The sequence below is a fragment of the Reyranella sp. genome, assembly GCF_030651995.1.
GTDB lineage: Bacteria > Pseudomonadota > Alphaproteobacteria > Reyranellales > Reyranellaceae > Reyranella.
Genome location: NZ_JAUSBN010000047.1, coordinates 95,114 through 108,411 on the forward strand (window position 1 = coordinate 95,114; position 13,298 = coordinate 108,411).

The following is a 13,298-nucleotide window of genomic DNA, read 5'->3' on the forward strand; positions in this document are numbered from 1 at the left end:
AGTCCGCCCCCATCAGTCTGGAACAAATTCCGGACAAGTGGTCGTTGCACGCCAAATTCACCGCTGCCATGTTCGGGCTGTGTCCACATCACCGTCCAAACCACCCGCCCGCCCGCGCCGCGTCGCGCTCTTCGTCACCTGTCTCGTCGACCTGTTCCGGCCGTCGGTCGGCTTTGCTGCGGTGAAGTTGCTCGAGGATGCCGGCTGCACCGTTGACGTGCCGCCGGCCCAGGTCTGCTGCGGCCAGCCGGCCTACAATACCGGCGACCGGGCCACGACCCGCGCCATTGCCGCGCAGGTGATCGACGCCTTCGAAGGCTACGACGCGGTCGTGGCGCCCTCCGGCTCCTGCGGTGGAATGCTGTCGCACCACTATCCGGGCCTGTTCGACGACGATCCCGCCATGAAGGCCCGCGCGCAGAACCTGGCCGATCGCAGCTACGAGCTGATCGCATTTCTGGTGGATGTGTTGGGCGTCAGGGATGTCGCGGCGCGCTACGACGGTCGCGTGACCTATCACGACTCCTGCTCCGGCCTGCGCGAGCTCGGCGTCAAGGCTCAGCCACGCAACCTGCTGGGATCGGTGAAGGGACTCGAGCTCCGGGAGATGAAGACCCCCGAAGTCTGTTGCGGCTTCGGCGGCACGTTCTGCGTGAAGTACCCCGAGATCTCGAACGCGATGGTCGGCGAGAAGTCGGCCGATATCGCATCCACCGGAGCCGACACGCTGCTGGCCGGCGATCTCGGTTGCCTCATGAACATGGCGGGCAAGCTGCAGCGCGAAGGCAGCGCCATCCGCGTGCGCCATGTCGCCGAGGTACTGGCCGGGATGGGCGACCTGCCGGCGATCGGCGAACCGGAGCGCAGCTGATGGAATCGACCGCCCATGCCTTCAAGGCGAATGTCGACCACGCGCTGGCCGACCCCAACCTGCAGGACTCGCTGGCCAAGCTTAAGGTCGGCTTCTCCGAGCGGCGGCGCCAGGCGGCCGAGCGGCTGCCGGAGTTCGAGGCGCTGCGCGACCGCGCGCGCGACATCAAGAACCACACGCTGGCCCACCTCGACTTCTATCTCGAAGAATTCGAGCGCAAGGTCATTGGGCTCGGCGGCCACGTCCACTGGGCGCCGACCGCCGCCGACGCACGACGCATCATCGCCGAGCTCTGCCAGAGCGTGAACGCCCGCACCGTCGCCAAGTCGAAGTCGATGGTGGCCGAGGAAATCGCGCTCAACGAGCATCTCGAGGCGCTGGGCATCGCGCCGATCGAGACCGACCTCGGCGAATACATCATCCAGCTGCGCAACGAGCCGCCCAGCCACATCATCGCGCCGGCCGTGCACCTCACCAAGGACCAGGTCGCCGATACGTTCCTCGAGCACCACGCCAAGCTCGGCTTCGACAAGCGCCTGACCGAGCGCAACGATCTCGTCGCCGAAGCGCGCTATGTCCTGCGGCAGAAATTCCTCGATGCCGATGTCGGGCTGACCGGCGCCAATTTCCTGGTGGCCGAGACAGGCTCGTCGATGCTGGTGACCAACGAGGGCAATGCCGACCTCTCCAACACGCTGCCCAGGATGCACATCGTGCTGGCCAGCATCGAGAAGGTGATCCCCACGCTGGAGGACGCGGCGGTGCTGCTGCGCGTGCTGGCGCGGTCGGCGACGGGCCAGGAATCCTCGGCCTACACGACGCTGAACACCGGGCCGAAAAAGCGCGAGGATCTCGACGGGCCCGAGCAGTATCACGTCGTGCTGCTCGACAACGGCCGTTCGTCGGTACTCGGCACAGAGATGCAGGACATCCTGCGCTGCATCCGCTGCGGCGCCTGCATGAATCATTGCCCGGTCTACGGCGCGGTCGGCGGCCATGCCTATGGCTGGGTCTATCCCGGCCCGATGGGCGCCGTGCTGACGCCGCAGCTCGTGGGCGTGGAGGAGGCCAGCAACCTGCCCAACGCCTCGACCTTCTGCGGTCGGTGCGAGAGCGTCTGTCCGGTGCGCATCCCGCTGCCCAAGCTGATGCGCCACTGGCGCGAACGGGAATTCGAGAAGCACCTCACGCCCAAGGCCGTCCGCCAGGGCCTGGCGATGTGGAGCTTCGCCGCCCGCCGGCCCGCGCTCTATCGCAAGCTCACCGCAATGGCCAATCGCGTGCTGGCCCTGTTCGGCCGCGCCGACGGCCGCTACCGGGCGCTGCCACTCGCCAGCGGCTGGACGCGCTTCCGCGACTTCCCCGCGCCGCAGCCCGGCGGCACGTTCCACGCACGCTGGGCGAAGAGGAAGGCATGAGCGACGCCCCGAACGACGCCCGGGCCCAGATCCTGGGAGGCATCCGACGCTCGCTGCGTCGCGGCGAACTCACCGGCGAGGCCCGCAGCGCCGTCGAGACACGCTTGGCCGAACCACCGCGCGGGCCGTCGGTGGCGCGCGGACAGCTGCCCCAGGCCGAGAAGGTTGCGCTGTTCTGCCAGTGGGCCGAGACGCTCAACGCCACCGTGGCCAGGGTCGGGCCGGCTGAGGTGCCGGGCGAAGTGAGCGCCTACCTCGCGCGCAACAACCTGCCCGCGAACGTCGCGATGGCGCCCTCGCCCCTGCTCGAAGGCTACGACTGGGCGAGCCAGAAGATGCTTTCGATCCGGCGCGGTCACGGCCAGGGCAGCGACCAGGTCTCGGTCACCGGCGCCTTTGCGGCCATTGCCGAGACCGGTACCGTCGTGATGGCCTCCGGTCCCGACCATCCGGTCTCGCTCAACCTGCTGCCGGACACGCATGTCGTCGTGCTGCGGGAGGCCGATATCGTGGGCGGCTACGAGGACGTCTGGGGTCGGCTGCGCGCGCGCTATGGCAAGGACCTGATGCCCCGCACGGTCAACACCATCACCGGGCCATCCCGAACGGGCGACATCGAGCAGACGATCGAACTGGGCGCCCACGGCCCGCGCCGCATGCACATCCTGGTCGTGCGCGACTGATGGCCGGCGGCGGCGCCACTCCTGGTGAGCAGCGCCCCGGTGAGCTACGTGTCGTCGGCACGAGCGTTGCGCGCGAGATCGACCTGGTGCTGGACCGGGTGGCCCAGTCGGTCGGGAAGCGGGCGCCCCGGGTCCTGCAGGTCGGATCGCGCACGCTGGTCGCCGACCGCAACGTGCGCAACTGGCGCAAGCTCGTGGCCACGCGCTTCGGCCCCAAGGCCCGATTCGTCGGCCTCGATCTCGTCGAGGGCGCCAACGTCGATTGCGTCGCCGACATCTGCAGCGATCGGCGGACCCTGAAGGGGAAGCTGGGCGAAGAGCCGTTCGACCTTGCGATCTGCTGTCACGTTCTCGAGCATACGCGCCATCCCGCGCGGGCGGCCCGCAACATCGAGCAGGCGCTGCGGCCCGGCGGGTTTGCCTTCGTGGCGGCGGCCTGGTCGCAGGCCTTCCAGGCCACGCCCGATGATTACTGGCGCTTTTCGGTGCGGGGCTTGATGCTGTTGTTCGGGCGGCTCGAGGTTGCCTCGTCCTTCTACAGCGGCGGCGATGTCGGCCTCGACGTCGCCTATCGGATCGAACGGGATGGCAGGCCGGAGCTCGACCCGCGTGCCGGCGCGGTGGAACAGGGCCTCTTCCAGCTCGTCCTCGATCACGAGGACAATCGGGCCGTGCTGGCGCGCCAGGCGACCGAACGCCTGCCGGTGTCGCGGACTTACCTGCCCAGCCTGTTCGTCAACCTGATCGGCCGCCGCGTCTCGCGATAGAAGGCGAACGTCGACCCGCACAAAAGAAAAGAGCGGGCTTTCGCCCGCTCTTTCCGATTTATCGTAGGGTCTGCGACTAGAAGCGCAGATCCATACCCATCAGCAGACCCCAGCTGTTGCCCGAGACGGCAGCAGACGGACCCGACGCCGAGTACAGCAGACCACCGCCGGTGAGCTTCACGCCCGGCCCGAGCGCGTAGTTCACGCCGATTTCCCACTTGTTGACCGACTCCTGGCCAAAAGCGAGGTTGGCGGGGTTGTTACCCGGACCGAAGGCGGTCGAGTTCACACCCGGAACGCCGGTGGCGGCCGGATTGGTGCAGGTGGCAGCGTTGACGGCGATCGTGTTGCAGCCGACGGAGCCGTTACCGTTGTTGTTGTAGGAACCGGTCCAGCCGACCGACATCTGCCACGGGCCGGTCTCGTACATCAGACCCGCGGTGTAGAAGCGCGTGTCGTTGTTCTGACCGGTGAAGTAGTTCGAGCCAAGGCCCTGGTTGTCCCAGCCAAGCGCGCCACCGAGGGTGAAGCCCTTGAAGCCGACCTGAGCGCCGACGACCCACTGCTTCCAGGCGGTCGCGTTGGCACCGGTCGACATGTTGGCGGCACCGGCGAACGGCTGGTTGCCCGGGATGAAGCTGCCGTACAGGAACGCACCGTACAGAGCGACACGGACGTCGCCGAACTTGTTCAGGTAGTTGGCGCCGACGTCGAACACGTCCTGATACGAGTAGTCGTTCGTCAGGCAGTTCGGCGCCGAAGTGGCGTTGGAGTAACCGCAGACACCGGTCGTGCCCGAACCCGGACCGACGCCGAGGCCGGAGCCAGCACCGCCCTGCGGGTTCACGTTGACCTTCGGACGATAGCCGACGCCGATCTGCAGGCCCTGGAAGCGCGGGGTGAAGTAGTTGATGCCCTGCGCGTCCTGGAACTGACCGGCGTTGGTCGTCGTCGTGGCGTGGAACCACGCCTTGTTGTTGGCGATAACGCTCTGGTTGGCCCAGGCGAAGTTCGAGTTGTGCTGGACGGCGCCGAAGCCGATCAGCGCCGACGGCGTGCCGTAGTACATACGGTAGGTCGCCGGGTCGCGCGCACCGAACTCGACGCGGCCCCAGTCGCCGAAGGCGAACAGGAAGGCTTCGTCGATCCAGGCCGCGCCGGCCGTGGCCGTGCTGCCCTGCGCCCAGCCCTCGAGCTCGACGTGCACGCCGACCGAGGTGCCGTTGTCCAGCTTGGTCTGGCCGATGAAGTGGATTTCACCTTCCTGCTGGAAATTGAGACCCTTGTACTGCGCCCAGGTGCCGTTGGTGGCATAGGTCGACTGGATGCCGCCGGCGATGGCGTAGAAGGTGTAATAACCGCCCACACCGAGCTTGATCGGATCGGCAGCCATGGCCGGGGCGGCCATCAACCCGCCGACGACCAAGGCGGTCGAGCCAAGTAGAAGCTTCTTCATCATTCTCCCTCTCTCATTGATCAGAGACTGGTACGTACCAAAAGGCCTGTCCGACCGGCGGGAACTGGAAGCCTGAACACGAGGCCCACCGAATCCACCAATGCGGCAAGGCTATAAAACACTTCGCCAAATCGAGGGTCAAGAAATGGTCGCCCGACGGCTTCATTCTGCCCGCACCTGTGGCGTCTTTGTCACATTTTGCGGGCCTTGCGAGCGGTGGCGGAAGCCTCAGGCACAACAGGTTGCGTGACGAGATTTACAAAAGATCCAAGTCCGTTGCAATGGAGAACTATATGTGCCACATCGCCCACCCGCTTGCAGTTCAGGTATCGTTGAGCCTATGGTCCCCGCCTCTGTCTCCGCCGCGGAATTGCGGCCCATGGGAAGATCAAGGCGCCATTCTATGACGGGACCGTCCAGATTCGTGAGCATTGTCGCAGCTGCGTTGGTGGCTGTCGCCGCTTCCGGCTGCGCCGACGAAACCAGCAAGTACGAGAGGGCTACCGGTCCGTCCGGCGATCGCAGCAGGAACGACGTCCGATCCGGATTGGGTGGCCGTACCCAGGAGCAGGGCACCCTGTTCGGCCCGGGCGGTCTCCTGGGGTCCAAGGCGGAGAAGAGAGACGACACCGGCACCGGCGTGGCGGTGAACGCCTATCTGTGGCGGGCGTCGCTCGACACCATCAATTTCATCCCGCTGGTCTCGGCCGATCCGTTCGGCGGCGTCATCATCACCGACTGGTACACGCCCGCGGAAACGCCCAACGAGCGCATGAAGGTCCAGGTCACCATTCTGGACCGCGAACTGCGGGCCGACGGTATCCGCGTCTCGGTCTTCAAGCAGCAGACCAGCCCCCGGGGCGGCAACTGGGTCGACGCCCAGGTCGATCCGCGCACCAACATCGACATCGAGAACGCGATCCTCACGCGCGCCCGCCAGCTCCGGATCGCCGGCGGGTCCTGAGACGGCCCTTCTGCAGGTCAGAAGCCGCCTTCAGTCTTCGGGCGGCACGAACATGTAGCCCGCGCTGCGCACGGTGCGGATCGACGTCGGGCGGGCGGGATCGACCTCGATCTTGCGGCGGATTCGCAGGATTCGAATATCGATGGCGCGGTCGAAGGCTTCCATCTCGCGATGGCTGGTGGTCTCGAGCAGCCAGTCGCGGCTGAGCGGCCGGTTCGGATTTTCGGCGAACAGCCTCAACAGTTCATACTCTCCCGCCCGCAGGGAAATTTCCTCGCCGGACAGCGTCACCAGCCGACGCGACTGCAGATCGAGCAGGCACTTGCCCATGCGCACGCGCTCACCGGTCGTCGCCGCCTCGGCCCCGCCGGCGCGGCGCAGGACCGCCTTGATGCGCGCGAGCAGGGCGCGCGGGTCGTAGGGCTTGGCGACGTAGTCGTCGGCGCCGGTTTCCAGCCCCACCACCTGGTCGATCGTGTCGCCGCTCGCCGTCAGCATGATGATGCCGGTCTTTCGGCTGCGCTCGCGCAGGAAGCGGGCGAGCGCGAAGCCGTCCTCGTCGCCGGACAGCCGGAGATCGAGCAAGACGAGGGCGGGTGGATCCTTTTCGACCAGCTTGCGCAGCGCCGCACCCGACTCGACACCCGAGGCGCGATAATGATTCCCGCCGAGAAATTCGATCAGCGTCTCGCGCTGGAAGGCCTCGTCCTCGACGACGATGAGGTGCGGTCGCTGGTCTTTTGGCTTCGCCACTGCAATAAGTTAGCGCAAGACCGCACGGGATGAAAGAGCGTCAGAAGGAGCGCGACCAGCGAAGGCTGCCCGTGAAAAGACCGATCGAGCCTTGGTCGAAATAGTAGCGGTGGGCGCCCAATCCGACCGCAAGCGTTCCGCCGGACACGTCGGAGATCGCGTGACCGATCGAAACACTCGTCAGCCTGGCCGTCCCGACAGTGTAACTCGGCAGCACATACTGCGCGTAGTCCATATGCCCGGCCGAAACGCCCACCGAGAATCCGCCGCGGGACCATGAAAGGCCGACCGTCGCCAGGCGCGTCATCGTCAGTCGATCGCCCGAGGGATTCTCGGCCAGGGTCGTGTCGAGGCCGGAAAGCCCGATCGCGAAACCGTGGTGGCTGCCCAGGTCGGTGATCTGAGCGGTGGCGCCTTCGGGACTGAAGGCATGCGCCCTTCCGGCGAGTAGCAGGGCAATGAGGAAGAGGAGGAGAGAGCGAAACATGGGGGCCATCCTTCTTCGACGACGCCAGTGTGTTCGGGTGCGGTATCCGGGGGACTGCCGGCGATCAGCGCCTGATCCGCTGCAGCGTCGGCTGCGAAGACGGAGTCGACACCGCGGGCACGACGCGACCCGGCACCCATGGCGGCAGCACGGACGGACGCGTGGCCGTCGCGCCGGCGATGCTCGCAGCCGGCGCGGACCCTGGGTGCGCGTTCGGGCTCGCCGACCTTTGCGACGGCTGGTCCTCGACGCCGTTGCCATGAAGGTGCTGGGCATGGGCCGCCTGAGCGACCGCGAGGGCAAGAAGGGCGGTTGTGGCAGCCCTGATGGCAGACCTGACAAGCATCGGAGTCTCCGGTTGAGGTGGCGAGCGGCGCACGACGTGCGTCGATGGCAGAACGATAGGACCGTCGCGTTTCCAGAGGACTGCTCGGAAGGTTCATCCGGTTTCGTAGGTTGCGCGGCTCCGGCATGACGGGACACAGGCGCTCGCAAAGTGTGGGGAGCGCCACCCGCCAATGAAAACGGCGCCCGCGAGGGGCGCCGTTCCTGGAGGTGCCGGCGACGAACCGGCCTTGATCGGGTTTCTCAGCGCGAGGGAAGCTTCGGCGGCTTCGGCGCGGGAACCGGCTTCTGCGGGGGGGCCGGCTTCGGCGCGGGCGGTACGTTCATGGTGCCGCTGGTCGGCCGCGGCGGCTGGTGCATCGTGCCGCTGGTGGGCCGGGGCGGCTGGTGCATCGAAGTCGAGGACGTCGAGGCCGATACGGAGTGATTGGACATCGAAGAGTACTTGGACACGAACTGGGCGCTGGCCGGCAGGGCGATGGCGGTGGCGAGAACGGTAGCGGCGGCGGCGATGGCGAACTTGGCGAACATGGGTCTCTCCCCTTGGATGTGGCGGGCGGCGGGATGCCGTCCGTCGATGGGAGAAAGGTAGTCCCCGCCGGTTTCCCGCCGACTGCGCGAGCCGCCCGGTTGGTTTCGTGCGTTGCGCCTTTACGGGGCCGGCGCCTCGCGAAACACACGAAACACTTCCGGGCCTTCGCGTTACAAGCGGGAAACGCGGGAGAGTGTAGAACAAGTCATGTCAGACACCCGTAAAACGATCAGCGGCGAGTCCGCACCCGTTACCGACATCAACGCACTGCAAGCCGAACTCGGGGCAGCCCGCGAACAGGTGGCGACCCTGCATGGGCTGATGGAAACCATGTGCGACGGCATGACGGACGGCATCGCCCTGTTCGACGCCGATCGCCGGATCGTTCACATCAACAAGGCGGCGCAGGACTTCCTCGGGGTCGGGCCGGTGCTGCCCGGCATGAAAGCTGAAGACATCCTGCTGGCGAGGCAGGCCGCCGGCGACGTCGCGGTCGTCGAGGGCGAGACCCTGACGATCGATCAACGCATGGCGCGAATCTTCGTCCCGGAAGGCAGCCGGTTCGAACGCGCGCTGGCGAACGGCCGGCACGGCGAGGTCGTGTTTCGCCCGTTGGCTGGGAGGCAGACGCTCTGCATCTGCCGCGACATCACCGAGCACAAGCGGCGGCAGCGCGAACTCCAGGACGCGCGCGACGCGTTGGCGGACGCGCACAGGCTGACGAGCACGATCCTCGACACGATGCCCGATGGCGTCGCGCTGTTCGACGCCGATCGCCGGCTGGCCTATGTCAACGACGCCCTCCACAAGCACATGGTCCTGCCGGGCAAGGAGGCGATCCGCCTGGGCATGTCGATGGAAGAAATCGCGCGCAGCCGGATCGCGGCCGGCGAGACGATCGTGGAGACGGACCACACGCTCTCGGCCGAGGCGCGTGTCGAGCTCGCCCTCAAGCCCGGGGGAAACCGGTTCATCCGCGAGCTGGCTACCGGCCGCCATGTCGAGTTCATCTTCCAGCCGGTGGGCGATGGCCGGACGCTCGGCATCTATCGCGACATCACTGAACTGAAGCAGCGTGAACGGGACCTGGAGCAGGCGCACGCCGAGACGCAGGAAGCCCGCGAGCTGATGGAGGCCGTGCTCGGCAGCATGAGAGACGGCGTCGCGTTGTTCGGCGACGGCCGGATCCTCTATGGCAATCCGGCGCTGGCCCGGAATTTCGACTTTGCCGATCGGTTCGATCCCTGCGGCATGAAGATCGTCGAGGCTCTCGCTATCCTCGAAGCCGCCGGCGATCGCATGGTCGAGAACGGCGTGCTTCTGTCCACCGAGGAGCGCGCGCAGCGCATCCTCGCCGGCCACCCGGCCACCTACGAACGGGAACTGCCTTCCGGCCGGCACATCGAATACCGGTTCGAACGACTGCCGGATGGCCGGACGGTCGGCCACTACCGCGACATCACCGCCCGCAAGCGCCGGGAAGCCCAGCTGGAGCAGGCACACGCGGAGACCACAAAGACGCGCGCCTTGCTGAGCGAAGTGCTGGACAACATGACGGACGGCCTCGTGCTGTTCGATGCCGACCTGCGGCTCCTCTATTCGAACCAGGCCCTGCGCGACTACTTCGACGTCAAGTCGGCGACGTCGATCCAGGGCAGGACGCTGGCCGAACTCCTGGAGAAGCAGGAGGCCACGGGCCACCGTGTTTTCGCCGACGGCAAACCGATGTCGGTCGAGGAAAGACTGGCACGAATCGCCGATCCGGAGGGAGGACGGGCCGAGCGCGTACTTCGATCGGGCCGGCATATCGAACGCTTCTATCGCCCGCTGAGCGACGGCAGGCGGCTCGGCATCTACCGCGACATCACCGATATCAAGCAGCGGCAGGTGGCCCTGGAAAGGATCCTCGACAAGGTGGAGGCCGGCGAGCGCCTGATGCGCGTCGTGCTGGATGCCATGCCCGACGGGGTCGGCCTGCTCGACGGCGAAAAGGTTCTATATGCCAACAGGACGATGTCGGAACTGTTCGGCTATGCCGGGCTGACCATCCGGCCCGGCACCACGCTGTCGGACATCGTGCGTGCCCAGGAGGCGGCGGGCGACCGCGTGTTCGTCGACGGCCGCCCGCTCACGGTCGACGAGCGGCTGTCGCGGGTCCTGGCGCCGGGCGGGAGCCGCTTCGAGCGCAAGCTGCCCTCGGGCCGCCATGTCGAGTTCCTCTTCATGCCGGTCGGCGCCGATCGGACTCTGTGCGTCTATCGCGACATCACGACCCTGACGGACAAGCAGGGGGAACTGGAAAGGGCGCAGGACGAGGTCAAGGCAACGCGCAACCTCATGTCCGACATCCTCAAGGGTCTGCCGCTCGGCGTGACCGTTTTCGATTCGGAGCGCCGGCTGATCTACTCCAACCGCGAATTCTCCGCCAAGAACCTGGGCCTGGCACCGGAGGCGCTGCCCGATCCCGTTCGGCTGGACGACATCATCCGCGCCCAGATTGCGGTCGGCGACCATCTCTACAGCGACGACGGCACGCCGCTGACGCTCGAGCAGCGGCTGGCGCTCTGCCTCGCTCCCAAAGGCAGCCGCTCGCACCGCGTCCTGCCGTCGGGCCGCCATTTCGAGTTCTCCTTCAAGCCGGTGGGCCAGGGCAACACGATGGCGCTCGTCCGCGATGTCACGGAACTCCGCCGCCGGCAGGCCGAACTGGAACAGGCGCGTGACGAACTGGCCGATGCCCATAAGCTCACCGTCACCATTCTGGAATCCATGACGGACGGGTTCAGCCTCTTCCTGCCCGACGGCCGCATCGCCCTCATGAACAACACCGTTCGTAGAGAATTCGGAATCCCGGAAGACAAGGCGCGCGACATTACCCTCGCAGAACTCGTGCAGATGCAAATTGCGGCGGGCGACCAGGTCGTGGTCGACGGCAGGATCCTTTCGGTCGAGGAACGGATCGCACGCATCCTCGATCCCGCAGGCTGCCAGTTCGAGCGCGTGATGCCATCTGGGATCCATGTCGAGTTCAACTTCCGGCCGGTGGGCGACGGGCGCACGCTCGGCATCTACCGCAACATCACCGAACTCAAGCGGCGGCAGACCGACCTCGAACTCGAACGCGACAGAACCGCAGCGGCGCGCCAGCTCATGAGCACGGTGCTGGATGGCATGACGGACGGGGTGGCCTTGATCGATGCCGAGCAGCGGCTTGCCCTCGTCAGCAGAGGAGCGCGGAAGATATTCGGCTTCCCGTCGGACTCATTTGGACTGGGCAAGAAAGTCGTCGACCTCCTGCAGGCAGAAGTTGCCTCCGGCGATGTCATGATCATGGATGGCAAGGTTCTGTCGATCGAGGATCGAATGGCGCTGATCTTTGATCCCAACGGAAGCCGCTTCGAGCGCGAGCGGTCGGGTGGACGCCATATCGAGTATACCCACATACCGTTGAAGGACGGCAGCACGGTGGCTCTCTACCGCGACATCACCGAACTCAAGCGTCGGCAGTCCGAACTTGAATCCGCCCGCGATGCGGCCGAGGCCGCCAACCAGGCCAAATCCACCTTCCTCGCGACCATCAGCCACGAGATCCGCACGCCGATGAACGGCGTCATCGGCACCGCCGAACTTCTGGAACGCGAACCGCTCGACGAGCGCCAGAAGCGGCTGGTGCGCACGGTGCGCACGTCGGCGACCGCCCTGCTGCGCATCATCGACGACGTGCTCGATTTCTCCAAGATCGAAGCCGGCCGCATGGAACTCGAGGACGCGCCGTTCCAGCTGCGCGCCGTCATCGAGGGCACCGGCGAGACCCTGTCCGTCCAGGCCGAGAGCCGGGGCCTTGCCGTCACCACCGTGATCGAGCCCGGCACCCCCGAACATCTGCGGGGGGATGCGACGCGGGTGCGCCAGATCCTGTTCAACCTGATCGGCAATGCCATCAAGTTCACCGAGGTTGGCGAAATTCGCGTCCATGTCCGAACCGTGTCGGAGTCCAAGGAACGCGTGCGCCTTGCCCTTTCGGTGACCGATACCGGCATCGGGGTGAGCGCCGAGCAGGCGGCCCGGCTGTTCCAGCCGTTCTCCCAGGCCGACAACTCGACGACCCGGCGGTTCGGCGGCACCGGACTTGGCCTTTCGATCGTGCGTCGACTGGCCGAGTTGATGGGCGGCGGAGTCACGGTCGAAAGCGCGCCCGGACGGGGTTCGACCTTCACCGTCACACTCGATCTCGGCCGTGCCGAAGGGCCGGTCGCCGAAGCCACGCCGAAGCCGGCATCGCCCGGCGGGATTGGCAACGGCCGGGTCCTGGCGATTGACGACTATCCGATCAACCTCGAGGTCCTGACCGGTCAGCTTGAAATCCTGGGCGTGTCGGTCGACACGGCGGCCGACGGAATCGAGGGCCTCACCATGTGGCGCAGCAAGACCTATGCGCTGATCCTGACGGACATCCACATGCCCGACATGGACGGCTTCGAGTTGACGCGCCAGATCCGCGCCGAAGAGGCGACAGACACCACCGGCCGTCACACGCCCATCGTCGCCCTGACCGCCAATGCGCTGAAGGGAGAGGCCGAGAAGTGCCTTGCCGCCGGCATGGACGGCTACCTCACCAAGCCCCTGACACTCGACCGCCTGCGCGAGGCGGTGGAACGCTGGATGAGTGCGCCCGCCGAAGGTGCGTCCGGCGAGACGGCCGGCGGGGCCAACGCCCCCATCGATCGGCTGGTCGTCGCCCGGATGTTCGGCGACAACCCGGCCATGATCGACCGCGTGCTCCTGCGCTTCCGCGAGGCCGGCGCCGGACTCGTCGCCGAGATTGTAGCGGCGGGCGAGGACGCGTCGCGGCTGATCGATCTCGCGCACAAGCTCAAGGGCGCCGCGCGCGCCGCGGGTGCGGTGCGCCTGGGCGACCTGGCGGCGGCCCTGGAACAGTCCGGCAGCGCCGACGCCGCCGCCGCGGTACAGGCCGAGTGGCTGCGGGTCATGCGGGTCCTGCCGGGTCCCGCCTGACGCGTC

General features: G+C 66.7%; 10 protein-coding genes. 6 read left to right on the top strand and 4 right to left on the bottom strand.

Annotated features, from left to right (window positions below; genetic code table 11):
- The first annotated feature begins 79 nt into the window (after positions 1-79).
- The 4 genes from Q7V45_RS14245 to Q7V45_RS14260 are packed head-to-tail and all read left to right on the top strand — an operon-like array spanning position 80 to position 3,739.
- The gene (locus Q7V45_RS14245; RefSeq protein ID WP_304853092.1) at positions 80-871 is read left to right on the top strand and encodes a (Fe-S)-binding protein; all 792 of its coding nucleotides are present in this window, start codon (positions 80-82) and stop codon (positions 869-871) included.
- Entirely contained in the window at positions 871-2,289 is a 1,419-nt protein-coding gene (locus tag Q7V45_RS14250) for a LutB/LldF family L-lactate oxidation iron-sulfur protein (protein ID WP_304853094.1), read from the top strand. Before Q7V45_RS14245 ends, Q7V45_RS14250 begins: the two co-directional genes overlap by 1 nt.
- Positions 2,286-2,972: an LUD domain-containing protein gene (locus tag Q7V45_RS14255; RefSeq protein ID WP_304853096.1), complete on the top strand. Its 687-nt coding sequence runs from the start codon at positions 2,286-2,288 to the stop codon at positions 2,970-2,972. Before Q7V45_RS14250 ends, Q7V45_RS14255 begins: the two co-directional genes overlap by 4 nt.
- The gene (locus tag Q7V45_RS14260; protein WP_304853099.1) at positions 2,972-3,739 is read left to right on the top strand and encodes a class I SAM-dependent methyltransferase; all 768 of its coding nucleotides are present in this window, start codon (positions 2,972-2,974) and stop codon (positions 3,737-3,739) included. Before Q7V45_RS14255 ends, Q7V45_RS14260 begins: the two co-directional genes overlap by 1 nt.
- Before the next feature lie 76 nt (positions 3,740-3,815).
- Here the strand turns inward: Q7V45_RS14260 and Q7V45_RS14265 are convergent, their stop codons facing one another.
- Entirely contained in the window at positions 3,816-5,198 is a 1,383-nt protein-coding gene (locus Q7V45_RS14265) for a porin (protein ID WP_304853102.1), read from the bottom strand.
- 421 nt (positions 5,199-5,619) lie between these two features.
- Between Q7V45_RS14265 and Q7V45_RS14270 the strand changes: the two genes are divergently transcribed.
- The gene (locus tag Q7V45_RS14270; protein WP_304853106.1) at positions 5,620-6,159 is read left to right on the top strand and encodes a DUF3576 domain-containing protein; all 540 of its coding nucleotides are present in this window, start codon (positions 5,620-5,622) and stop codon (positions 6,157-6,159) included.
- A 30-nt stretch (positions 6,160-6,189) separates the two neighbouring features.
- Here the strand turns inward: Q7V45_RS14270 and Q7V45_RS14275 are convergent, their stop codons facing one another.
- The 3 genes from Q7V45_RS14275 to Q7V45_RS14285 all read right to left on the bottom strand — a co-directional run bounded on the left by Q7V45_RS14275 (position 6,190) and on the right by Q7V45_RS14285 (position 8,275).
- On the bottom strand, positions 6,190-6,912 hold the full coding sequence (locus Q7V45_RS14275) for a response regulator (RefSeq protein ID WP_304853108.1): 723 nt from the start codon (positions 6,910-6,912) through the stop codon (positions 6,190-6,192).
- Between the two features lie 40 nt (positions 6,913-6,952).
- Entirely contained in the window at positions 6,953-7,399 is a 447-nt protein-coding gene (locus Q7V45_RS14280; protein ID WP_304853111.1) for a hypothetical protein, read from the bottom strand.
- 588 nt (positions 7,400-7,987) lie between these two features.
- Positions 7,988-8,275, bottom strand: a complete 288-nt coding sequence (locus Q7V45_RS14285) for a hypothetical protein (RefSeq protein ID WP_304853114.1) — start codon at positions 8,273-8,275, stop codon at positions 7,988-7,990.
- A gap of 208 nt (positions 8,276-8,483) precedes the next feature.
- Between Q7V45_RS14285 and Q7V45_RS14290 the strand changes: the two genes are divergently transcribed.
- Positions 8,484-13,292, top strand: a complete 4,809-nt coding sequence (locus Q7V45_RS14290) for a PAS-domain containing protein (RefSeq protein ID WP_304853117.1) — start codon at positions 8,484-8,486, stop codon at positions 13,290-13,292.
- Positions 13,293-13,298 lie beyond the last annotated feature (6 nt).